The organism is Qipengyuania gelatinilytica (assembly GCF_019711315.1).
Lineage (GTDB): Bacteria > Pseudomonadota > Alphaproteobacteria > Sphingomonadales > Sphingomonadaceae > Qipengyuania > Qipengyuania gelatinilytica.
The window spans coordinates 425,507-447,939 of record NZ_CP081294.1 but is presented as its reverse complement, the minus strand read 5'-3'; the positions used below and the strand labels follow the sequence as shown (position 1 = coordinate 447,939).

The 22,433-nt window shown below is 62.4% G+C and carries 18 protein-coding genes and 1 tRNA gene; 12 read left to right on the top strand and 7 right to left on the bottom strand.

All coding sequences use genetic code 11. The features are described 5' to 3' along the window. Positions 1-60: 60 nt before the first annotated feature. Positions 61-2,724 (top strand): alanine--tRNA ligase, encoded by a 2,664-nt coding sequence (alaS, locus tag K3136_RS02200; RefSeq protein WP_221431300.1) that lies wholly within the window; start codon positions 61-63, stop codon positions 2,722-2,724. Between the two features lie 47 nt (positions 2,725-2,771). Here alaS and K3136_RS02195 read toward each other — a convergent pair whose 3' ends face one another. The 5 genes from K3136_RS02195 to K3136_RS02175 form a co-directional block, all read right to left on the bottom strand. Beyond that, positions 2,772-2,951, bottom strand: coding sequence for a hypothetical protein (locus tag K3136_RS02195; protein WP_221431299.1), 180 nt, complete (start codon positions 2,949-2,951; stop codon positions 2,772-2,774). A gap of 45 nt (positions 2,952-2,996) precedes the next feature. Then, entirely contained in the window at positions 2,997-4,757 is a 1,761-nt protein-coding gene (locus K3136_RS02190) for a cation:proton antiporter domain-containing protein (protein ID WP_221431298.1), read from the bottom strand. 50 nt (positions 4,758-4,807) lie between these two features. Then, the gene (locus tag K3136_RS02185) at positions 4,808-6,376 is read right to left on the bottom strand and encodes a bifunctional GNAT family N-acetyltransferase/carbon-nitrogen hydrolase family protein (RefSeq protein WP_247711499.1); all 1,569 of its coding nucleotides are present in this window, start codon (positions 6,374-6,376) and stop codon (positions 4,808-4,810) included. An 89-nt stretch (positions 6,377-6,465) separates the two neighbouring features. Continuing rightward, positions 6,466-7,053 (bottom strand): hypothetical protein, encoded by a 588-nt coding sequence (locus tag K3136_RS02180; protein ID WP_221431296.1) that lies wholly within the window; start codon positions 7,051-7,053, stop codon positions 6,466-6,468. Positions 7,054-7,127: 74 nt separating this feature from the next. Continuing rightward, positions 7,128-8,348, bottom strand: coding sequence for an NADP-dependent isocitrate dehydrogenase (locus tag K3136_RS02175; protein WP_221431295.1), 1,221 nt, complete (start codon positions 8,346-8,348; stop codon positions 7,128-7,130). 248 nt (positions 8,349-8,596) lie between these two features. Here K3136_RS02175 and K3136_RS02170 point away from each other — a divergent pair, with 248 nt between their 5' ends. From K3136_RS02170 to K3136_RS02125, 10 genes are all read left to right on the top strand, one after another. Further along, positions 8,597-9,964 (top strand): exopolysaccharide biosynthesis polyprenyl glycosylphosphotransferase, encoded by a 1,368-nt coding sequence (locus K3136_RS02170; RefSeq protein ID WP_247711402.1) that lies wholly within the window; start codon positions 8,597-8,599, stop codon positions 9,962-9,964. A gap of 184 nt (positions 9,965-10,148) precedes the next feature. Beyond that, the gene (locus tag K3136_RS02165) at positions 10,149-10,430 is read left to right on the top strand and encodes a hypothetical protein (protein WP_221431294.1); all 282 of its coding nucleotides are present in this window, start codon (positions 10,149-10,151) and stop codon (positions 10,428-10,430) included. 136 nt (positions 10,431-10,566) lie between these two features. After that, the gene (locus K3136_RS02160) at positions 10,567-11,859 is read left to right on the top strand and encodes an O-antigen ligase family protein (protein WP_221431293.1); all 1,293 of its coding nucleotides are present in this window, start codon (positions 10,567-10,569) and stop codon (positions 11,857-11,859) included. A 5-nt stretch (positions 11,860-11,864) separates the two neighbouring features. Then, positions 11,865-12,554, top strand: coding sequence for a polysaccharide biosynthesis/export family protein (locus tag K3136_RS02155; RefSeq protein WP_221431292.1), 690 nt, complete (start codon positions 11,865-11,867; stop codon positions 12,552-12,554). Positions 12,555-12,557: 3 nt separating this feature from the next. Further along, positions 12,558-14,801, top strand: a complete 2,244-nt coding sequence (locus K3136_RS02150) for a GumC family protein (protein ID WP_221431291.1) — start codon at positions 12,558-12,560, stop codon at positions 14,799-14,801. Continuing rightward, positions 14,798-15,955 (top strand): hypothetical protein, encoded by a 1,158-nt coding sequence (locus K3136_RS02145; RefSeq protein WP_221431290.1) that lies wholly within the window; start codon positions 14,798-14,800, stop codon positions 15,953-15,955. Before K3136_RS02150 ends, K3136_RS02145 begins: the two co-directional genes overlap by 4 nt. Positions 15,956-16,064: 109 nt before the next feature. Then, positions 16,065-17,342, top strand: coding sequence for a hypothetical protein (locus tag K3136_RS02140; RefSeq protein ID WP_221431289.1), 1,278 nt, complete (start codon positions 16,065-16,067; stop codon positions 17,340-17,342). Positions 17,343-17,365: 23 nt separating this feature from the next. Next, complete coding sequence (locus K3136_RS02135) at positions 17,366-18,286, top strand: sulfotransferase family protein (RefSeq protein WP_221431288.1); 921 nt, start codon at positions 17,366-17,368, stop codon at positions 18,284-18,286. Then, positions 18,286-19,680 carry a lipopolysaccharide biosynthesis protein gene (locus K3136_RS02130; protein ID WP_221431287.1) on the top strand — a complete coding sequence of 465 codons (1,395 nt, stop codon included), beginning with the start codon at positions 18,286-18,288 and terminating at the stop codon, positions 19,678-19,680. The genes K3136_RS02135 and K3136_RS02130 overlap by 1 nt, the downstream gene beginning before the upstream one ends. Then, a complete protein-coding gene (locus tag K3136_RS02125; RefSeq protein ID WP_221431286.1) occupies positions 19,673-20,611 on the top strand; it encodes a sulfotransferase in 939 nt (312 codons plus the stop codon). Before K3136_RS02130 ends, K3136_RS02125 begins: the two co-directional genes overlap by 8 nt. A gap of 52 nt (positions 20,612-20,663) precedes the next feature. Here the strand turns inward: K3136_RS02125 and K3136_RS02120 are convergent. Continuing rightward, positions 20,664-20,738: transfer RNA gene (locus K3136_RS02120), tRNA-Val, on the bottom strand. 87 nt (positions 20,739-20,825) lie between these two features. Further along, entirely contained in the window at positions 20,826-21,215 is a 390-nt protein-coding gene (gene cpdR, locus K3136_RS02115) for a cell cycle two-component system response regulator CpdR (RefSeq protein ID WP_221431285.1), read from the bottom strand. Between the two features lie 151 nt (positions 21,216-21,366). On the opposite strand from cpdR, the gene K3136_RS02110 reads away from it, so the two are divergent. Beyond that, positions 21,367-22,263, top strand: coding sequence for an N-formylglutamate amidohydrolase (locus K3136_RS02110; protein WP_221431284.1), 897 nt, complete (start codon positions 21,367-21,369; stop codon positions 22,261-22,263). Positions 22,264-22,433: the final 170 nt, after the last annotated feature.

Sequence of the window (22,433 nt, the reverse complement as noted above, 5' to 3'; positions counted from 1 at the left end):
GCTCCATGTACGGGGCATTCGCGCTTGTCCCGCGCGCAGTGATTGCCTAACTGCGCTCCCATGACGTCGACCAACGAAATCCGCCGCTCCTTCCTCGATTTTTTCGCCGGAAAGGACCACGCCGAAGTCCCGAGTGCGCCGCTCGTGCCGTTCAGCGATCCCACGCTGATGTTCGTGAACGCTGGCATGGTCCCGTTCAAGAATGCCTTCACCGGCCTCGAGACCCCGCCCGCACCGCGCGCCACCAGTGCGCAAAAATGCGTGCGCGCAGGCGGCAAGCACAATGATCTCGACAATGTCGGCTATACCGCGCGGCATCACACATTCTTCGAGATGCTCGGCAATTTCAGCTTCGGCGATTATTTCAAGGAACAGGCGATCGACAATGCCTGGACCCTGCTGACCAAGGAATGGGGCCTCGATCCCGAGCGCCTGCTGGTTACCGTCTACCACACGGACGACGAAGCCTTCGACCTGTGGAAGAAGCGTACCGGCTTTGCCGATGACAAGATCATCCGCATCCCGACCAAGGACAATTTCTGGGCCATGGGCTCGGACGGTCCGTGCGGCCCGTGTTCGGAAATCTTTTACGATCATGGCGACCACATCTGGGGCGGCCCTCCGGGTTCGCCGGAAGAAGACGGCGACCGCTTCGTCGAGATCTGGAACCTCGTCTTCATGCAGTTCACGCAGGAAGCTGACGAGATCGTCGGCAACCTGCCCAAGCCCAGCATCGACACCGGCATGGGCATCGAGCGCGTCGCTGCAGTCATGCAGGGCGTCCACGACAATTACGATACCGACACCTTCAAGGCGCTGATCGGCGCCAGTGAATCGCTGACTGGCGTCAGGGCCGAAGGCGACCAGCAGGCCAGCCACCGCGTCATCGCCGACCATTTGCGCTCGACCAGCTTCCTGCTTGCCGACGGCGTTCTGCCCAGCAATGAAGGCCGCGGCTACGTCTTGCGCCGCATCATGCGCCGCGCCATGCGTCATGCGCACCTGCTCGGCGCGAGCGAGCCGCTGATGCATCGCCTCGTCCCCGAGCTTGTCAGCGAGATGGGCGCTGCCTACCCCGAACTCGTTCGCGGACAGGCGCTGATCCAGGAAGTGCTCGAGCGCGAGGAAACGCAGTTCCGCCGCACGCTCGACAAGGGCCTCAAGCTGCTCGACGAAGCCACCGGCGACATGGGCGAGGGCGGCACTCTGGACGGCGAGACCGCTTTCAAGCTCTACGACACCTATGGCTTCCCCTACGATCTCACCGAAGACGCGCTGCGCAACCGCGGCATTGGCGTCGACAAGGACGGCTTCGATGCGGCCATGGCGCAGCAGAAGGCCGCCGCACGCGCTGCGTGGAAGGGTTCGGGCGAAGCTGCCAGCGAGGAAGTCTGGTTCGATATAGCCGAGCGTGAAGGCTCCACCGAGTTCACCGGATACACCTCCGACACCGGCGAGGCAGAAGTCGTCGCGCTGGTGAAGGACGGCAAGGAAGTCGACAGCGCGTCGGAAGGCGACGATGTCATCGTCCTGACCAACCAGACGCCGTTCTATGGCGAAAGCGGCGGCCAGACCGGCGATGCCGGACGCATCTGGACCCCTGAAGGTCTCGAGATCGCAGTCTCGACCACGAACAAGCCGCTCGGCCGCCTGCACACGCATATCGCCAAGGTCGAGAAGGGCAGCATCAAGGTCGGCGATGCCGTGCATCTCGAAATCGACGCCGGACGTCGTGACCGCATCCGCGCCAACCATTCGGCGACGCATCTCGTCCACGCGGCACTGCGCAATCGGCTAGGCGAGCATGTGACCCAGAAGGGGTCGCTGGTGTCCGACGACCGCTTCCGCTTCGACTTCTCGCACCCCAAGCCGCTCGGCGATGACGACATCGCCGCCATCGAGGCTGAGGTGAACGAAGAAATCCGCGCCAACGAAAAGGTCGGCACGCGCCTGATGACGCCCGACGATGCGGTTGCCGCCGGCGCACTCGCGTTGTTCGGCGAGAAATACGGCGACGAGGTTCGCGTCCTGTCGATGGGCCGCAAGGGCGGCGAGGGCAAGAATTACTCAGTCGAACTTTGCGGCGGTACGCATGTCGAGGCGACCGGCGATATCGGCCTGTTCAAGATCGTCAGCGAAAGCGCGGTCAGTTCGGGCGTACGCCGCATCGAGGCGCTGACCGGTGAAGCGGCCCGCCGGTGGCTCCTCGCACGCGATGAAACCGTGCGCGCCATTGCCGGCGCTCTCAAGACTTCGCCAGACGAGGCTGCCGCACGCGTGTCGGCGCTGGTCGACGAGCGCAAGCGGCTCGAAAAGGAACTCGCCGAAGCCAAGCGCGCGCTTGCGCTGGGCGGCGGCGGATCAGGCGATGCTGGACCTGCCGATGAAGATATCGCCGGTGTGAAGTTCTCGGGCCAGGCAATCGACGGCCTTAGCCCCAAGGAACTGCGACCTCTGCTCGATGAAGCCAAGACCCGTATGGGTTCGGGCGTTGCAGCGATCTGCGCGGTGAACGATGGCAAGGCGGCGTTTGCCGTTGCCGTGACCGACGACCTGACCGGCCGCTTTAGCGCCGTCGAGCTGGTTCGCGCCGGTGTCGAAGCGCTGGGCGGCAAGGGCGGCGGTGGCCGCGCCGACATGGCGCAGGGCGGCGGGCCGGATGGCTCGAAAGCTGCCGAAGCACTCGATGCAGTGCGCGGCGCGCTGGCAAAAGAAAACGCCTGACCGGCGCTAACCGGTCAGGCGTCTTTCTCCTCTCCTGGAGAAATTTATCAGGCGCTGGGCGTCTTCTTGGTGACGGCGCTCGAGCCCTGCTCGATATCGTAGCCTTCGGTATCGCCGGGCTTGCCGCGCAGCTGGTCGGGTGCCTGGTCCTTCAGCGGATCGGCCACGTTCTGCGGCTTGAACTTTTCGTCGTTGGGGATGGGCTTCGTCGGGTCGATGTCGCTCATTTTATTCTCCTTTTGCCCTCTCAACGCATGGAGAGAGCGAAAGGTTCAACCGTCTGCCGTGCTTGAGCGTAGCTTCGGCTTGTAGTCGAGCGCGCCTTCCTTCTCGATCAGTTCGCGGAACTCGTCGCGCTTCTCGTGGATCGAAGCGATGACGGGTCCCATGGCAACACCGATATCGACAAGGACAGCCTCGCTCAGTTGCAGCGTGGCTTCGAGAGTTTCAGGGACTGCATGGCTGGCGCCGGCGCGGTACAATTCTGCCGCGTGGTTGATGTCGCGGGCGCGGGCAACGATCAGCAGGTCGGGATAGTCGGCGCGCAGCTTGGCGACGAGCCGCTGTGCGAGGATGGGTTCGTCCATCGTCAGAACGACTGCCAGCGCATCCTCGATGCCAAGACGATGCAGCGCATCGCCCCTGGCGGCGTCTCCGAAGACAGCGCGATAGCCCTTGCGCTTGGCGCCTTCGATGAGGTCGGCGTTGGAATCGAGAGCCACGTAGGGCTTTCCGTGCTCGTCAAGCATTTGCGCGATCAACCGCCCGACGCGCCCTGCGCCGATTATGATGACGCGGCGCTCGCCTTCGTCCTCCTCGGGCAATTCGGGTACCGGCTCCACGCGGCGCGCAACGACGCGGCCCAGACGCGCGAGGAGTGGCGTAATCGTCAGTCCGATAGCGGTCACGATCTGCCAGAATTGGGCCGTGCCAGGCTGGATCAGGAGGGCGGAGCTGGCGGCAGCAAGGACGATCAGGGTGGTTTCCGATGGGCTCGCCATCAGGATGCCTGTCTCTGCCGCAGTGCTGCGGCGCGCGCCCATCAGGCGGAGCAGCACGCCGGTCAGCAGCGCCTTGAACACCACCACGCCGACAACGGCGGTGGTGATCGAACCGATATGCTCCCAGATCGTGGCGAGATCGATGCTCATGCCGACGGTGATGAGGAAGATACCCAGCGCGAGGCCCTTGAACGGCTCCATGATGCTTTCGACTTCGCCGTGATATTCGGTCTCGGCGATCAGCAGGCCGGCGATCAGCGCGCCGACAATGGGCGAAAGGCCGACGGCTGCCGTGGCGAGGCTCGATCCGATCACCACCAGCAGCGAGGCGGCGAGGAAAAGTTCGGGGCTCTTGGTCCGCGCCGCCTGTGCGAAGAGGCGGGGAAGGGCGAAGCGTCCCGCGATCATCATCACGGCGATGACCAGCGCGCCCTGCCAGAGCGTGGTGAGCAGGCCTTCCCAGCCTTCCGACGCGGCATTGGGCGCCATGGCGCCCAGCACGAAGACGATGGGCACAATCATGATGTCTTCGAACAGGAGCATGGACAGCGCCGCTCGCCCGACCGGGCTCGTGCTGCCCGAAATTGGCAGGACGATGGCGGTCGAGGAGAAGGCGAGGGCGAAACCGAGCGCCAGCGCGCCGATCCAATACTGGCCCATCATCGACAGCACGACGGCAAGACAGAGCCCGCCGATCAGCAACTCTGCTGCGCCGAGCCCGAAAACCAGCCGCCGCAATTGCCACAGGCGTTTGAACGACAGCTCCAGCCCGATGGCGAACAGGAGGAGGATGATCCCGAACTCCGCAAACAGGTCGAGCGAGTCCGGGTCGGATATGGTTATATGTTCAAGCCATGGTCGCTCGAACACCATCTGGCCCAGGCCGTATGGCCCCACAAGGATACCGATCAGGATAAACCCGATGACCGGCGTGATGCGGAAACGCGTGAAGACCGGGATGACCAGTCCCGCTGCGCCAAGGATGACGAGCGCGTCGGAAAGTGCAGGTGATGCGAGTTCGCCCGATGCCATGGGTAAGCTCTAGCCAGCAGGTCCGGTTAAGTCACGAGACTTGACTGCGATTAGCCACCACCGGGACCGGTGGGGCCGAGCGGCTCGCGGCGCGGGCGGGGCTTGCCGGGGTGTTTGCCGTCCTCGTCCCATTCGATCCGGTAGAGATCGAAGCGCCGGTCGGCGAGGTTGCGCACCGTGCCTTCGGCGCGCGCCCACTGCAGGTCGGCAAGATTCACGTCGCTGATGGTGAGCGTTTCGACATTTTCGGTGGATTCGGCGGCGATCCCGTCGCGCGCGAAGGGGAAGTCGCAAGGCGTCAGGATGCAGCTTTGCGCATATTGGATGTCCATATTGCCGACATTGGGCAGGTTCCCGACATTGCCCGACAGGACGACGAAACACTGGTTCTCGATCGCGCGGGCTTGTCCACAATATCGCACGCGCAGATACCCTTGGCGGCTGTCGGTGCAGAAGGGTACAAAGATGATACGCGCGCCTTCGTCGGCGAGGCGGCGGCTGAGCTCGGGGAACTCGCTGTCGTAGCAGATCTGCACGCCGATCGGGCCGCAGTCGGTCTGGATCACCTCGACCTTGTCGCCGCCCTTGATATTCCACCAGTATCGCTCGTTCGGCGTGGGGTGGATCTTCTCCTGCGCATGGACCGACCCGTCGCGTAGGCAGACATAGGCGACGTTATGGATGTCGCCATCGTCCATCCGTGTCGGGTGGCTGCCAGCGATGATGTTGATGTTGTAGCGCATCGCCATCTCGGAGATGTCATCGCGCAGGCGAGGCGTATATTCGGACAGGCGCTCGATGGCCTCGACGGGCGAGAGTTCCTTCTCCTCGAAGCTCAGCAACATGAGTGTGAAGAGTTCGGGAAAGACTATGAAGTCCGATTCGTAATCGCTTGCAACATCTACGAAATATGTGACGTGGCGCATGAATTCGTCATAGTCGGCAACCTGCCGCGCCTGCAGCTGGCAGGTCGCCACGCGCACAGCCTCGACGCCGCGCGGGATGCGCTTCTTCACCGGTTGGTCGCGCTCCACATAGGGATTGCGCCAGACCATCATCACGGCGTTGGCCATGCTGGCCTTGTCCTCGGGCAGGTAGCCCTCGATGATCCGTTCGGGTTCGAAGCCATTCGCCAGCTGGAAGCGCAGCACAGGGTCGTGCAGCTTCCCCTCGACGACCTTTTCGAGATAGTCCTTCGGCCCTTCGACTTTGCGGCGCAGGCGGCGATAATTCGGCATGCGTCCGGCAAAGACGATACCGGTCAGGTCGTTCTCTTCGGCCAGCGCTCGGCGTTCTTCGTACAGCCGTCGCCCGATGCGCACGCCGCGCACCTTGGGGTCGACGCACATCTCGTAGCCATAGAGCCAGTCACCGGTCGGATCGTGGCGGCTGCCATAGCCGTTACCCGTGATCTCGTCCCAGTCGTGGTCCTGGAAGGCGAGCGCCTCGGCCAGCTGCATGGTAGCGCAATAGCCGACCACCTCGTCATCAAGCAGCGCGACGAAGCAGCCTTCCTTGAAATTGTTGATCTGCCCCCGGATCTCGCCGTGGGTATAGGCGGGCATGTCTCCATAAACCCGGCGCACGAGGTTCGCGATGCCGGGAATGTCCTTGATCATCGCATTGCGCACGTCGAGCCGCTTCTGGCCGTACTTCTCGCTACCCTTGCGGCGAGTAGTGCGCTTCTTTGGGTTCGTGCTGCTGGGCATCAATCTTCCGTGTTGAATAATTGGTCGACCGAACCGCCGTTCTGCGCGAGGATTTCAGCGACGCGGCGGCGGCCGTGAAAGTAAACCAATGCCGGGCTATCGGTTCCGCTACTTTTGAGAGCGGCTGCTTGTTCGTCCGATAGCGTGCTTTCGCCAGCAACATAGTCGCAATAGCCTTCGACCTTCCATTGCGGAAAGGCCATCGAACGCAGGATGCCGAACCTGCGGCGGATCAAACCGTGGGTGAACTCATGGGCAAGTACCGATCCCAAGGTGCGTTCTCCCCCGATAGAGGCGATTTTGCCGCTCTCGGGATCGGCCTTGTTGACCACAACCGCAGTGTTGAGCGGTCGCGTGATCGCAAGCGAACCGGAGGAACTGACCGCCAGCCAATGCCAGCGCCAGCCTCCATCGGTGATGAATATTGGCCGGGATTCGGAAGTAGAGGCAAGGGGTGTCGTCGACATACGGGCCTGCACCGATTGCACACTCTCTCGCACCATGGCTGCGTCGAGCGGTTTCTCCGAATGGATCGTGCCGATCTCCGTCTCAACCGAATGGGGGAAGGCCAGCAGCTGCGGCGCCATAACCGGCGATGCAAGAATAATGAGGGCGGCCCCGACCAGAGTCGAAGCCGCCCCTTTCATGGTCAGACGAGGTTTCAGCCCCAATTTGCCATTTCTGCTTCGAGGCCTTCGACGATGGCTTCGAAGAACTGTTCGGTGGTCATCCAGCTCTGGTCCGGACCGATCAGCAGCGCGAGGTCCTTGGTCATCTTGCCGCTTTCGACTGTCTTGATGCAGACCTGCTCGAGCGTCTCGGCGAACTTCACGACATCGGGCGTGCCGTCGAACTTGCCGCGATACATGAGGCCGCGCGTCCAGGCGAAGATGCTGGCGATCGGGTTGGTCGAGGTTGCCTTGCCCTGCTCGTGCTGGCGATAGTGGCGGGTGACGGTGCCGTGCGCTGCTTCCGCTTCGACGGTCTTGCCATCGGGCGTCATCAGGACCGAGGTCATCAGGCCAAGCGAGCCGAAGCCCTGCGCAACGATGTCCGACTGCACGTCGCCGTCGTAGTTCTTGCAGGCCCAGACGAACTTGCCGTTCCACTTGAGCGCTGCTGCGACCATGTCGTCGATCAGGCGGTGTTCGTAGGTGAGGCCGTGCTTCTCGAACTCGGCCTTGTATTCGGCGTCGAACACTTCCTGGAACAGGTCCTTGAAGCGGCCATCGTACTTCTTGAGGATGGTGTTCTTGGTCGACAGGTACACCGGCCACTTGCGGTCGAGGCCGTAAGCGAAGCTGGCGCGCGCGAAGTCGCGGATGCTGTCGTCGAGGTTGTACATCGCCATGGCGACGCCGGGGCTCTGGAATTCGAAGACGTCGAGATCGATGTTCTCGCCGTTCTCGCCTTCGAAAACGAGGCGCAGCTTGCCCGCGCCCGGGATCAGCGTGTCGGTGGCGCGGTACTGGTCACCGAAAGCGTGACGGCCAACCACGATGGGGTCGGTCCAGCCGGGCACGAGACGCGGCACGTTGTCGATCACGATCGGCTCGCGGAAGACCACGCCGCCAAGGATGTTGCGGATCGTGCCGTTGGGCGAGCGCCACATTTTCTTGAGGCTGAATTCCTCGACGCGCGCTTCGTCGGGCGTGATGGTGGCGCATTTCACGCCGACGCCGTGTTCCTTGATCGCGTTGGCCGCGTCGACCGTGATCTGGTCATCGGTCTCGTCGCGCTTCTCGATCGAGAGGTCATAATATTTGAGATCGACGTCGAGGTAAGGAAGGATCAGACGTTCGCGGATCCACTTCCAGATGATCTTCGTCATTTCGTCGCCGTCGAGTTCGACGACCGGGTTGGCTACCTTGATCTTGGCCATTTGTTTCCTGTCAGTTCGAATGGAGTTGGGGGCGCTTTAGCAGACAGGCGGATGAGAGCAAGGCGAGGGTTGCGACGGCCTGATCCGGCACCGAATCCCGAATAATTTCGGATGCGCGGACGCTCGGTCGATATTGCCAAGCGAGCACCGGCTCGACTATGCGGCCTCAGATGCCGTCGGATGAGCCGACGGTCGGACGTTTCTTCATAGATGGGTCGCAGCTCCTCTCCTTGAGAGCGCAATTGAGAATGTCGCTAGAACAATATCTCGAAAACAACCTGCGTCCTTCGATGGAGCACCAGCGCGTCCAGATGTACGCGCTGCTCTTCCTTTTGGACACGGGGATCCTGTTCGTCAGCTTCTGGGTCGCCGGTGCGATCTACGTCGGCGATATTCCGTCTGCCCGCGCAATCCAGGTCATGCAGTTCACCCTGCCGATCTTCCTGGTCATCGCGATCTACAACCGTGTCTATTCGATCCGCGCGCTGGAAGACTGGCGCTATGCGCTCGGCAGGCTGGCGATTTCGCTTGTCCTGTCGGCCATGCTGTTCCTCGTGATGACCTTCTACGTGCGCTCGGGCGGCGATTTCGCCCGAGTGACCTATTCGCTTGCGATCATCCTGTCCTTCGCTGTCATGGCAGGCTTGCGTGTCCTGTTGAGCTTCTACATCCGCAAGAACTATGGCGGGCGGGTCAGCAATGTGCTCGTCATCGAGGATGGCGGACCGGAAGTGGTTCTCAAGGGGACCGACCGGGTGACCGCCGATGCGGCCATGGTCGAAAAGGCACAGACCGATCCGGCCGCGCTCGACCTCCTGGGCCGAACCATGCGCAACATGGACCGCGTAATCGTGAGTTGCCCGGTCGAGCGCCGGGTATTCTGGGCAAAAATCATGCGGGCGGCCGGTGTCCACGGCGAAGTCCTCTCGGAAAGCCTGCAGGAGCTGGGTGCGATCGCGCTCGAACGCGAAGGCGGCTGGTCGTTCCTTGTGGTGTCGGCCGGTCCGCTCGGATTGAGAGCGCGGCTGACCAAGCGCGTTATCGATCTCGCCTTCACCATACCGGCGCTGGTCCTGCTCGGTCCGCTGATGCTCATCGTCGCGCTGCTGATCAAACTGGAAGATGGCGGGCCCGTATTCTTTGTCCAGCCGCGCATGGGGCAGGGCAATTGCATGTTCGACATGCTCAAGTTCCGCTCGATGAAGGTCGCCAAGCTGGATGCCGAAGGTGCGCGCTCCACGTCGCGCGAGGATGACCGCGTCACGCGCATCGGCAAGTTCATTCGCCGCACCAGCCTCGACGAACTGCCACAGCTGATCAATGTGCTGCGCTCGGAGATGAGCCTTGTCGGGCCCCGACCGCATGCCCTCGGCTCACTCGCCAATGAAAAGCTGTTCTGGGAAATCGACAGCGACTACTGGCAGCGGCATTCGCTTAAACCCGGTTTGACCGGCCTGGCCCAAATACGCGGCCATCGCGGGGCAACGGAAACCGAAAGTCATTTGACCGATCGACTTCAGGCCGATCTCGAATACATCAGGGACTGGTCCCCTTTAGGTGACTTGCGTATCATGTTGGCAACAGCCCGCGTTCTCGTGCATCCAAACGCATACTGAGGCGAAAATCCCACAATAATAATAATTTGCTTTTTTCTCGGAACCTTCACGAGAGGCGCATATTGGTGGATTGTGCGGGTGCGAAGTTTTGCACTTTACGGCGATTTAACCGGTTGCACTTAGTGGGATACGTTGCTAGCCCACAGATCGAATTCTCGTAAGAAGAACACTAGGAGACTACCTTATGAAGACCAGCCGCCTTCTCTCGGGCCTCGGTGCAGTCGCAATGGCGGTTGTTCCGGTTGCAGCTCAGGCCGGCACCCGTGCCGCCGACGCCGGAACCGTTTCGGTTCAGCCCGTCAAGATGTCGACCGTAAGCCGTTCGGCCCAGTCGGCTGACGAAGTTAGCGAAGCTGGTGGCGGCGCCACCATCATCGCTATCGTCGCAGCTATCGCAGTGATCATCGGTATCATCGCTGCAACTGGTGACGACGATGACGACCGTACCCCGGGTTCGGCTCTCTAAGTCCGCTCTTTAAGAGTTTTGACCCCGCCGGCCTTTTCGGGTCGGCGGGGTTTTTCATGTCTGCTACCCTGCGGGAACATCCATGCTCTCACGTAACCGATCACAAAAGCCGGTCTCGCCCATCGAATGGACGCGGATGATCGGATGGTCACTGATCGCCCTGATGGCGATCTCCCTGATGTTCGGTGGAGGAGGTGTCGGTCGCGGCCTTACCAACCTCCTCGTACAGCTCGTGGCGCTTGGCATCCTGTTGTTCACGCCCGGAGCGTTGCGGCATTTCGTAGCGACGGCGCCCAAGACCCTGCTGATACTTGTCGGGCTCACGCTGGCCTTGCCGCTCATCCAGTTGCTGCCGCTGCCTGCGGGCCTGTGGCAGTCGCTCCCTGGCCGCGACATGGCGGTGGAAAGCCGCGAACTCGTCGGTGCCGGGGATGACTGGTTCCCGATCACGCTCGATCGCGCCCGCACACTTACGGCAGTGCTGGCTCTGATTGGGCCGCTTGCCGTCCTTACCGCCGTCTTCGGCAGGAAGCTGGCGCAAGGTCGCCACATCCTGCTGCTACTGGTCGGCCTGGCCTTGGCGAACTTCCTGTTCGGCGCACTGCAGTTTGCGACCTCTTCCGATGCGCTCATCCTTTACGGCAGCCGCTCGGATGGCCGGTTCTACGGCTTCTTTGCCAACCACAACAGCAGCGGCCTCCTGATGGTCATCGGGCTTTGCGCGATGGTTGGTTTTTACGCCGACAAGCCGCGCAGGGCGACCCAGTCCGCCGCGATGGCCTTTGTCGCCATGCTCCTTGTCATCGGGGTCGTGCTGACCAACTCGCGGTCTTCCACGGCGCTTCTGCTCCTCCCGCTGGCCTGGATCGGCTGGCTCATCCTGAAGGAGCTGGCGAAGGTGGAAGCGCGCAAGCGCTGGACGATTATCGGTGCCGGCGTGCTTGGCATTGCCGCGGTCGGCGCCCTCGTCGCGACCAACGACCGTCTCGGCGCGACGTGGGAGCGTTATGGCGACCTTGAGGATTCGCGCCCCGATATCTGGGAAGACACTGCCAATGGCATCGATCGTTACTGGCCCGTCGGCAGCGGCATGGGCACCTTCGACGAGGTTTTCCAGGTCGAGGAATCGCTCGAGACGCTGGTGACCGGCCGCGCAGGCAGGGCGCATAACGAATATCTCGAAATCGTGCTCGAGGCGGGCATTGTCGGTGGCTTGCTGGTGATTGGCTGGGGGCTTTACCTCTTGTTCGCAACATGGCGCGGACTGCGTTCGGTTCATGCCCCGGTCACGCTGGCTGCGGCAATGGCGAGTGCCTGCATAGCGCTCCAGGCGCTACTCGATTTGCCGTTGCGGAATATGGCGCTCTTATGCGTTGCAGGATTGCTTGTCGCTCTGCTATCGGCCCCATTGTCGACAAAGAGGGACTAGGGTCATTGTCTAAGAAATTCGCGGGGCTTCTGCTCCCTGCCTGCCTTTTGCTATCCGGATGCTTCAGCCCGTCGGCCAATCTGCCGAAGGGTGATGAGGCCTATCGGATCGTGCCGCCGGCATCGGAGGAAAACGGTCTCGTCGAATATCGCATCGGCGTGCTCGACACCCTCTCGATCCGCGTTTTCCAGGAACCCGAGCTGACCTTCGACGAAATCTCGGTCAATTCGGCAGGGACGTTCAACTATCCCTTCGTTGGCGAAGTGGCGGCCGAGGGCAAGACCCCGATCGAACTCAGCCGAGAGCTCGAAGCAGGCCTCGGTAGCCGTTACATCCGCAACCCGCAGGTCGTGGTGGGCGTCGTCAGCTCCGCCGCTCAGCGTGTCACCGTCGATGGCATGGTCAATTCGCCGGGTGTCTACGAGATCGCCGGTACGTCCTCGCTTCTCGAGGCCATCGCGCGTGCGCAGGGTCTCCAGTTCACGGCTGTGGACGATGAAGTCATCGTTTTCCGTGAAATCGACGGCGAACGCTATGGTGCGGTTTTCAACCTGAAGCAGATCCGCGAAGGCCGTGCGCCCGATCCCGAAATTCTTGGCGGCGACCGTATCGTCGTCGGCTACTCGGCAGTCCGCGGAGCCTATCAGGACTTCCTGCGCGCAGCGCCGATCCTCAATCTTTTCACAAGGTTCTAACCATTGGCTAGCACTTACCCGGCATCCGGTGCGCAGGACGCTTCGCAGTTCGAAGGCGTAAAACCTGGACGCTATCCCGCTGAGACGGCGACCGATGGCGATGCCTTCATGGACATCGACCTGCGGCGCGTGTGGGCGGCCATCCGGCGCAACTTGCTGCCGATTGCTGCAATCCTCATCATCGCGGTCGGCCTCGGCGTGCTCGTGACCCTGCTGATGCGGCCCCAATACCAGGCGATTTCGCAGGTCCTGATCGAGCAGAAAGCAGATTCGATTATCGAGGACTCCGAAACACAGGCCGTCACGCCGTATCAGGAGACCGAGCGCTTCCTGCAGACGCAGGTCGACGTGATCGAGAGCCGCAGCCTCGCCGAACGCGTGGTGGAATCCGAAGACCTGTCGGAACGCGAAGAATTCTACGAGGCACAGGGCGTCGAAATGCCCCAGCTCGATACGCTCGAGGGCACCGGTTACTCCGGCCCCGAAGGCCTAGCGCGCTATCGCCGCGACACGGCGATCGCCATGGTGATGGACGGCCTCTGGGTAACGCTGCCCGTCGACAGCCGCCTCGTTTCGATCGGCTTCACCAGCGGCAATCCCCGCATTGCCGCGGAAATGTCCAATTCGATCGCGCAGAACTTCATAGAGAGCAATCTCGCGCGCAAGTTCGACAGTTCCGCCTATGCGCGTGAATTCCTCGCCCAGCAGCTGGAAGATGCGCGCCAGAAGCTCGAACAGAGCGAGAAGGACCTCAACACCTTCTCGCGCGCTGCCGGCCTGATCCGTGTAACGGGGCAGGGGCAGAACGCTGACCAGGAAACCACGCTTTCGGTTACCAACGATACGCTGCAGCAGCTGAATGAGGCAGCCAGCCTCGCCACGGCAGAGCGTATCGCCGCTGAGAACGTGTGGCAGAATGTCGCCAACCAGCCGATTTCCTCGATCCCGCAGGTCCTGCAGAACCCGGCTTACAGCAGCCTCGTTCGCGAGCTTTCGCTGGCGGAAGCCCGTCTGGCCGACGAACGCACCCGCCATCTCGACGATCACCCCAATGTGCAGGCGCTGCAGGCGCAGGTGGACCGGATCGAGCAGCAACTCGACCAGGTCGGCAACTCGATCAAGAATTCGATCCGACTAGGGTATGAGGCCGTCCGTGACCGTGAGAACGAAATTCAGGCGCAGGTTGCGCAGGTTCGCGATGCGGCGCTCGACGAGCAGGATCGCGGCGTCCAGTACAACGTGCTCAAGCGTGTGGCCGAGACCGATCGTGCGCTCTATAACACGCTGCTGACGCGCTATAACGAACTCAACGCCACCGCCGGTGCGACGTCGAACAATGTCTCGATGGTCGATACCGCGCAGGTGCCGCGCCAGCCGTCTTCGCCGAACCTCATCATCAACCTCGTGGTCGCGCTGCTCGGAGGCCTGATCGTGGCGGCGGGCGTCGTCTTCCTGCGCGAACAGTTCGACGATGTCCTGCGCACGCCGGAAGATGTCGAGAACAAGCTCGGCGTCTCGCTGCTCGGCCTGATCCCGATGATCCAGGGCGAGAATCCGGCAGAGGATCTCGAAGATCCCAAATCGCCGGTGAGCGAATCCTACCAGTCGCTCGTCACCAACCTGCGCTACAGCACCGCAGATGGCATTCCGCGCACGCTTACGATCACTTCGTCCAAGGCGGGTGAGGGCAAGACGACTACCGCGGGCAAGCTGGCGCTCGAATTCGCTGAACTGGGCCGTACCACGCTGCTGATCGATGCCGACCTTCGTCGTCCGACGCTGCATCGCAAGCTGGAGAACCGCAAGCAGGAGGGCTTTACGGCCCTGCTGGCAGGTGAGCGTACCAAGGAAGAGGTTATCCTCCCTTCGGGCCATCCCAAGCTCAGCTACATGACGGCTCTGCCGATGCCGCCCGATCCGGCCGCGCTGCTCAGCTCGACGAGGCTCGATGAACTGATCGCCGAACTGCTGACCCAGTACGAATGCGTGGTCTTCGACGCACCGCCGATGCTCGGCCTGTCCGACGCACCGACCCTGGCCGCGCACACCGATGCCGTGATCATGGTCATCGATGCCGATTCCGGTCATCGCGGCGCGGTGAAGGCCGCCCTGCGCAGGCTCGACATGGTCCGGGCCAACGTGCTCGGCGCGGTGCTCACCAAGTTCAACCCGCGCAATATCAGCGGTGAATACGCCTATTACGGCACCGACTATTACACCTACGAGCACGGTAGCGACGAAGAATGACACCGCGCGAGCCTGGAACCCTTGGCTGGATCCTGCGCGGCGCCCTGTTCCTTGCGATTGCGGCTGTTGCGGTCGTCTCGCAGATCGACCGCAGCGCGCGCGTAAGGCCCGCGCTGATCGCCTATGTGCCGGAAGGGTTCGGCGGTTTCGCAGACGAGAAAGCGGCGCGCCTGCTCTCCGTCACCGATCCCGAGAGCGCGATGGCGCGCGGTGAGGCTCTGTTGCGCCAGCGCCCGATCGAGGCAGCGAACCTCTCGGCCTACGCTCTCGCGGCTGTGGAAGCCGACGACGTTGCCCAGGCCGGACAGGCGCTGACGCTGGCCGCGCAGCGTGGCTGGCGCGATGCTTATACGCAGGTCACTGTCATCGGCAGCGCACTGACAAATCAGCAATGGGAAGTCGCAGCGCAGCGCGTCGATGCTCTTGCCCGCATGCGCCGCGAGGAAGAGGCGGTATTCGGCACGATCAGCCTGCTGATCAACGAGCCTGAAGGTCGCCGCGCTCTGGCAGAACGCATGGTGCAAAGCGGGCCGCTGGTGGCCTCGATTGCCGAATTCCTGCGTGCCAATCCGACATTCGGACCGGCGGTGGCGGAAACCTTCGTGATGACCGGCGGAATGGAAAGCTCGCTAGAATGCGAGGACTATGCGCGCGTGGTGCGAACGCTTCTGGGCAATTCTCAGGCCACCGAAGCGCTCGAAGTGTGGCCGCAACGCTGCCTCACCGATGAAGACCGCAGCACACAGTTCCTGTTTGCCGAGGGTGAACCGAGTCCCTTCGGTTGGACCTATCCCTCCGGAGCAGGCATTTCGATCCGGTCCGGAGATGCCGAGGGCACGCTCGATGTCCGCAATCGCGACCCGCTGCGCCGCCAATTCGCATTTCGCTTCCTCACATTGGAAGAAGGCACTCACAGGCTCTCCCTTCGCCGTGAGGACGAAGGCGGCACGAGGCGTCCGGGTTCGGGCCCGCGTGCGGAGGTCTCCGTCTTGCTGCGGTGCGATCGCAGTGCCGGCAATGCGGCGGGTGCACTCGTCGGCGAGCGTTATCGCGGACCTGTCGAGTTCACCGTTCCGGCCGATTGCCCTGCGCAGTATGTGGCGCTGACTGCGTCGCAGGGGCGGATCGAGGGACTGCGGATCGAGATCGACTGACGGGGCAGCGCGCCTTGCCTATGTTCAAGAGGGATGCGAGAACGACAGCGGCGGGCTGCGCAGGCGGCAACGTAGCGGGATTGGGCTCGGGAAAAATGCGAGTAGTTAGGTGAGAATTCCGAAATCGGCACCCTTCGCGCTGGTGATGGCGCTGCCTCGCACGGCACCGAGCTATGCGGGCTATGTCGCCACGCCGATCTTCATGATCAACTGGCTGGCTAAGCGCAGCTATACGCGGATGATCTTCCTGCTTGGCTTCCTCGCCGTGGGCGCCGTGGTCAACATCGCGATGGGGCTGAGTTTTTCCTTCACCTCATGGGCGCTGGAGCTGGCGCTGTTCCTGCCCTTCATGGCGGCGGTGCTGGGCTTCGTGCCCTCGCGCCATTTCAACGGGCGCAGCTTCATCAAGATACTTAACGTGCTGGTGCTCATCACCAGCCTGATCAGCTTGACCCAGCACGGTTTCCCGTTCCGCTTGCCTTACATTCACTTCCTCCCCGATTTCTACAACGGGGGCTACGGCAATGGCGGTGCGAAGATTGTCACCGTCATCGGCTTTTTCGGGGTCGCCGAGGCTTTGTCGCGCAAACGCGCGCTCAACGTTAGGGACAATGCCACGCTGATTATCTCGGGGCTCAACTTCCTGATGCCCAACTTCATCCTCGGCATCGTGGCGGGCGCTGCGGCACTGGTGATCTTCGTGCGCAAGAACCGCGCGGTGATGTTTGCCGGTGCCGCTGTGGCGATGGTGGTCGTGCCCTATCTCCAATATCGCGCCGAGGTGAAGAACGACGCGTTCCAGGAGTATTACGGGGCGAACCCCAAGCTCTATGCCTTCGTGGCGGTGGGCAAGCTCTATCTCGACGAGCCGCATACCGCTCTGGTCGGCGCGGGGGCGGGACAGTTCTCGAGCCAGCCGGCGATCTGGACCAGCCCGATCAACCGCTATGTGAGTACCCACAACCTGCCAAAGCTGCCGGGCATGTTCTCGGCCGACGTACACGAGCAGCATGTCGCGCCGATGCTCGTCCGCTTCAAGAACAACAAGTATGCAATCGAGTCGTCGGCGAATAAGCCGTACAGCGGGATCAGCCAGCTCTTCGCGGAACTCGGCATCCCCCTCACCGTGCTGCTGCTCTATTCCGCCTACCTGCTGTTCTGGCGAAGCGGGCAGGGCGATTTCGGCAGAGCAGCATTCCTGTTCCTGATTGCGATCAACTTGCTCGATCCGCAGATCGACTCTCCGTGGTTCGGGGTGATGATGTTTGCGACGTTGCAGGCGATCATGGCGGATCGCAGGGTCAGAGCGGCAAGGGTCGACGAGGCGAACAGGGAAAGCGGCGTTTTCCTGCCCGGGCCGCAGGCTGCGCGACCGGCGCGCGCATAACGGGCGCAAGGCTCGAACTCGCCATGACCGACAGTCGCTTCCCCGATTTCTACATCATCGGCGCTGCCAAGGCGGGGACTACGTCCCTTGTCGACATGCTGCGCCAGCACGAAGGCGTTTTCTTCCCGCATGAGAAGGAACCCCATCACTTCTTCCTGCGTGAAGACGAGCGCGACTGGACCATCCTCGACGGATCGAAGAAGCGCGCGCTTCGCGAGACGCTGCCCTATGGTGACGAAGCAGGCTATCTGAAACTCTACGGTAGTGCGCCTGAAGGGGCACTGCGCGGCGATGCGAGCACGAATTATCTCGTCAACGAGACCGTACCCGGCGCCATCGCGAAGGTCCGGCCCGATGCGAAGATCATCGTGGTTCTCCGCGAACCTGCGGGTCGGGCCTACTCCGCCTGGCTCCACGCCCGCTCGCGCGGTGAGGACGGCTGCGCGCAATTCGCAGATGCGCTGGACAAATGTGACAGGGGCGCTCGTGCCACCTCGTTCGCAACGAATTACGTGGCCGAGGGCGAATACGAAGGCCATCTCGCAAACTGGAAGGCGAGCTTCGGTGACCGGTTGCTGGTCCTCCTGTTCGAAGACCTGATCGCCGACCCGCAAGCGGCATTCGATCAAGTGCTCGGCCATCTCGGCCTGCCTCCTCAGGTGCTTGCAACAGAGCAAGCATCGCACAAGAACGCCAGCGTGGAGATTTCCAATCCCGTCGCCCGCGCATTCCGGATGACGGCCAAGCGCCTGCGCCGTGCCGCTCCCGGCCTCTTCGAGCTTCCGCTGTTCCGCAGGCCCTACGAATTCCTCCTCGCGCGCCTCGGGAAGAAACCGGAAAAGCTCGGCGCCGGCGAGCGCGAAAGGCTTCAGGCGCATTACGCAGCGCATATCGAGGCGACCGAAGACCTGATCGGCCGCGATCTTTCGGAATGGAAACGCTGATGTCGCGTGCCTCCGATCGGCGGAAACTCGTGATGGCCACGGCAGCCGTCGCCGGCAGCCGCGCGCTCGGCTTTCCCTTGGCCCTGCTTGTCAGCATGTGGCTTACGCGCGTGCTGCCGCGCGACGAATTTGCGTTCTTCGGCGTTCTCGCAACCTTCTCGATCCTGTTCAGCATGTTCGCACAGGCAGGGTTCCAGACCGGCGTCGTGCGCATGCTGGGCGAGGCCGAGGCTGGCGACAAGAGCCATCCCAAGCCCTCGATCGTCTACGCATCGGTTCTCGTCACACTGGTCTTCAGCCTGCTGCTCGCCGCCCTGTTCTATGTAGCGGGTAGGGGCGTGCTGCCGGACATCGGCGTAAAGGGCGACTGGCTGTTCCTGCTCGCCGCCGGACTGCTCGTGGCGCGTTCGGTGAACACCGTGACAGCGCAGGCCCTTCGCGGGATCGGGCGCGTCGGCATGTCGGCGAATTTCAGCGGGCAGGGGCCGCAAGGCGGTATCGTGCGCTGCGTGCTGATCCTCGCCGGATTCGCTCTGGCGACCCACTATTCAGACCTGACGCTGGAGAGCGCGATCTGGATCTCGATAGTGGCCTCGGTGCTCTGTACCCTGGGCGCGCTCGTGATGGTCCTGCGCCACACCGGGTTTGCGACCAGCCCGCGCGAGGTCATCGCGACAGCCGATGCCCGCAAGAAAGACAATTTCAACATGATGCTGAGCGAGGCGCTGGTCTACTGGACCTCCGCCTCTGCCGCCCTGGTTATCGGCGGCATGATCGTGGAGGCTGCGTTGATGGCGGGAATGGTAGCCGCCTTCCAGCTGCGCAACGTCATCACCAGCCCGCTGACTATCGTGGCAGGGGCGGTCCCCAACATCCTCATCCGGTTGCACCGTGAAGGTGACAGGGAAGAGCTGGAGAAAGTGCTGCGTTCGACCGCCTCTGCCGCCTTCGCGGTGTGCCTCGCGGCCTGCGGTTTCCTCGCCCTTATCGGGCCTTGGGGTTTCAGGCTGCTGTTCGGCGCCGACTATGGCGACGCCTATTACCACTTCGTCATCATGGCGGTGGGCATATCCTATTTCATCTATTGCGGCTTGTCGGGGCAGGCGCTGTTGCTGCTCGGCGATACGTCGGTCCAGCGCGCGGTAATGATCAAGGTCCTGGCCATCACGACCCCGCTGTACGTGGTGCTGGCCTATTGGGTTGGCCCCTATGGCCTGTCTATCGGCCTTGCTGTCTCGATGATCCTGCAACAGGCCCTTCTGGTCCGCGCAGTCCGCAAGAGCCTGGGCGTCGACACACGGGCCTATCTCGACCCGCGCGAATATCTGAAGGCTCCGGCCATGCTGAAATCCATAATGACCAACAAGGGCAAGAAAACCTCCAACGATGTCTGAGACAGCTGCAAAGCCTGCACGAACGGTTCTGGTAACGGGTGCTCCCCGCAGCGGTACAACGCCGGTCGGTGAATTGCTGAGCGGTTCGCCGGGAGCGATCGAGCTTTACGAGCCGATGAGCGACATCGTGGGCGACCGCGCCGTGCGCGACTGGTTTCCCGTTCCCGGCCAGGAGGACTTCGACCTCGCAACGGCCGACGACCTGATCGACCGCATTCTACGCAGGAGGGTGCGGAATACCTTCCGGCCGGAGAACATCCTCGGCAACCTCGGGCGCAACAAATACCTCAACAGGAGCCGCCGCACGGCAATCCTCGCGAGGTTGCAGCCGTGGAAGCGTACACAGGTCTGGAAGGACCCCATGGCCTTCTTTGTTGCGCCCAGGGTCGCCCGGACGACCGACGTGCCCGTCATCATCACCGTGCGCGATCCCCTGAGCCTTGCGTCGAGTTTCGAACGCATGTCCTGGCGTCCGCCGGTCGAAGGGCTGGTCTCACGCATGCGGTCTGTCGGAATGCCTGTCGATGCGCGCATAACGGGGCTCCTCGAAGGTGGGATCGATGCGGCCAAGGCAGGGGCTGTCGCGTGGAACCTGCTCTATTCGGTCCTGCTACGTGAGATGCGCGAAGGATTGCCCGCAACGGTCCTCGTGAATTCCGATCTCATGGTCGATCCGGAGGCGGTTCGTGCGCGGCTGATCGCGGTCACCGGTCTTGCGGTTCCCAAGCCCGCCGAGGCTGCCGAGGACAAGGCTGCCAGTGCTGAGCCGCTACCGGAAAAAGCGCATATCCAGAACCGCTCGCTCGAGAGCATTACGCAGTACTGGAAAAAGACCCTGAGCGAAGAGCAGGTCGCCTTCTGCCGCGACCTCAATGACGAGCTGTGGGCCGAACTCGAACCGGAAATCCGCCGCCAGCGCGAAGCCTGGTAACTTAGGCGTCAGGCAACAAAAAACCCGCCGGTGAGGGCGGGTTTTCGTTCGATGGTGGGCGTACCAAGGTTCGAACTTGGGACCCCTACGATGTCAACATAGTGCTCTACCACTGAGCTATACGCCCACGCTATCGAACAGGCCGTTTTGTGCGGCAGGCGCGCCCTTTAGCGAGGGCGCAGAGACCGCGCAAGAGGCAATCTCATGTAAATTGTCAGAGTTGGGCGCTGACCCGGTCTTCGAGTACGCGTTCGACCTCGAGGACGAGGTCGCGCAGGTGGAACGGCTTGGACAGGACCTTGGCGTTCGGCTGCTCGCGGCTTGCCTTCAGAGTGACCGCTGCGAAGCCCGTGATGAACATCACCTTCGTGGTCGGGCTGATCTCGTTGCAGCGCTGTGCCAGTTCGATGCCGTCCATTTCGGGCATGACGATATCCGACAGCAGCAGGTCGTAATGATCGTCTTCGAGCAGGGGCAGGGCGGACGTACCGCGATCGACTGCATCAACAGAATACCCGGCATTTGCCAGCGCGCGCTCGAGATAGGTGCGCATGGCCTCGTCGTCTTCGGCCAGCAGGATTCGTTTCTGATGCAGCTCACTCATGCGCATGTCCTTAGCTCAAATGGCTTAACAAATCTTCCGTCGCGTTCACTAATGTCCCTAATCGAGACCGGTTTCTTTGACTTGCCCCGACCGAGCGGCCAGCATCAAGCAAATTCTTGGCGGATTACCGTATGATTCGCTGCAACTCGGGATGGACGCGGCCACCATGGATGGACCGGGATTCACACTGGAAATCGCCAACCAGCCGGCCCTGCCGGTAATAATTGCAGCGCCGCATGGCGGGCGGGCCTATTCTGATGAGATCCTCGGCAATTTCCGTGATCCCGCTAGCCGCCTGAGGCTCGAAGACAGGCACGTCGACGGCCTTGCCCGCAGCATTGCCGAGGAAACGGGCGCGTCCCTGCTGCTGGCACATGCACCAAGGGCAGTGATCGACCTCAACCGTGCGCCAGACGATATCGATTGGACCATGGTCCGTGGTGCGAAAGCTGCGAAGGTGCGCCACTCGCTGGCAAATCGCAGGGCGCGCAGCGGGCTCGGACTGGTTCCTCGCCGCCTGCCCGGACTGGGCGAGATATGGAAGAGACCGCTCGAGCGCACCGATCTGGACGAACGGATCGAAACTATCCATCGCCCCTATCACCAGGCGCTTGGCAAGACGCTGGAACAGTTGCGCGACCATTGGGGGGCGGCGCTGCTTATCGACCTGCATTCCATGCCGCCGCTCCGCCGGAGGCATCCCGAAGAGGTGACGGCGGAATTCGTCATCGGAGACCGGTTCGGATCAAGCTGCGACAGCCGTCTGATTGCCTGCGCCCTCAACCATTTCGGGGAGGCGGAAAGGCCGGTGGCGCACAACCGGCCCTATTCGGGAGGATATGTCCTCGACCGGCATGGCGCGCCGCTGCGCGGGATCCATGCGATGCAGGTCGAGGTTTGCCGCGCTACCTATCTCGATGCACGCCTAGAAAGCGAAAGCGCGCGCCAGCCGGCGATTGCCAAGCTGTTGTCCGGATTGGTGAGGAAACTGGCTTCCGAAACCGCCGAACTCGGCAGCCGCGGGCAATTGCCGCAGGCTGCCGAATAGCCTTGCGAGCACCATGAAAAAACCACCCCGTGCCCATGAAAAAACCACCCCGTGCTAAGTCGCACGAGGTGGCCAAGGTTCAGGGAGGTTGGTGCACTCTCATGCACCATGCCGGCAGGCTATGAGGGGAGCGCTGCCGACACATTGAAGATGGGCATCGCGCAGCTGCG

Excerpts from the sequence above, each read along its gene's own strand:
- K3136_RS02145 (WP_221431290.1), top strand. The coding sequence starts at position 14,798 with ATGACACCGCGCGAGCCTGGAACCCTTGGCTGGATCCTGCGCGGCGCC.
- K3136_RS02160 (WP_221431293.1), top strand. The coding sequence starts at position 10,567 with ATGATCGGATGGTCACTGATCGCCCTGATGGCGATCTCCCTGATGTTC.
- K3136_RS02135 (WP_221431288.1), top strand. The coding sequence starts at position 17,366 with ATGACCGACAGTCGCTTCCCCGATTTCTACATCATCGGCGCTGCCAAG.
- cpdR (WP_221431285.1), bottom strand. The coding sequence starts at position 21,215 with ATGAGTGAGCTGCATCAGAAACGAATCCTGCTGGCCGAAGACGACGAG.
- K3136_RS02185 (WP_247711499.1), bottom strand. The coding sequence starts at position 6,376 with ATGATCAAGGACATTCCCGGCATCGCGAACCTCGTGCGCCGGGTTTAT.
- K3136_RS02125 (WP_221431286.1), top strand. The coding sequence starts at position 19,673 with ATGTCTGAGACAGCTGCAAAGCCTGCACGAACGGTTCTGGTAACGGGT.
- alaS (WP_221431300.1), top strand. The coding sequence starts at position 61 with ATGACGTCGACCAACGAAATCCGCCGCTCCTTCCTCGATTTTTTCGCC.
- K3136_RS02165 (WP_221431294.1), top strand. The coding sequence starts at position 10,149 with ATGAAGACCAGCCGCCTTCTCTCGGGCCTCGGTGCAGTCGCAATGGCG.
- K3136_RS02110 (WP_221431284.1), top strand. The coding sequence starts at position 21,367 with ATGGACGCGGCCACCATGGATGGACCGGGATTCACACTGGAAATCGCC.
- K3136_RS02190 (WP_221431298.1), bottom strand. The coding sequence starts at position 4,757 with ATGGCATCGGGCGAACTCGCATCACCTGCACTTTCCGACGCGCTCGTC.
- K3136_RS02195 (WP_221431299.1), bottom strand. The coding sequence starts at position 2,951 with ATGAGCGACATCGACCCGACGAAGCCCATCCCCAACGACGAAAAGTTC.
- K3136_RS02170 (WP_247711402.1), top strand. The coding sequence starts at position 8,597 with ATGTCGCTAGAACAATATCTCGAAAACAACCTGCGTCCTTCGATGGAG.
- K3136_RS02130 (WP_221431287.1), top strand. The coding sequence starts at position 18,286 with ATGTCGCGTGCCTCCGATCGGCGGAAACTCGTGATGGCCACGGCAGCC.
- K3136_RS02180 (WP_221431296.1), bottom strand. The coding sequence starts at position 7,053 with ATGGCGCCGCAGCTGCTGGCCTTCCCCCATTCGGTTGAGACGGAGATC.
- K3136_RS02175 (WP_221431295.1), bottom strand. The coding sequence starts at position 8,348 with ATGGCCAAGATCAAGGTAGCCAACCCGGTCGTCGAACTCGACGGCGAC.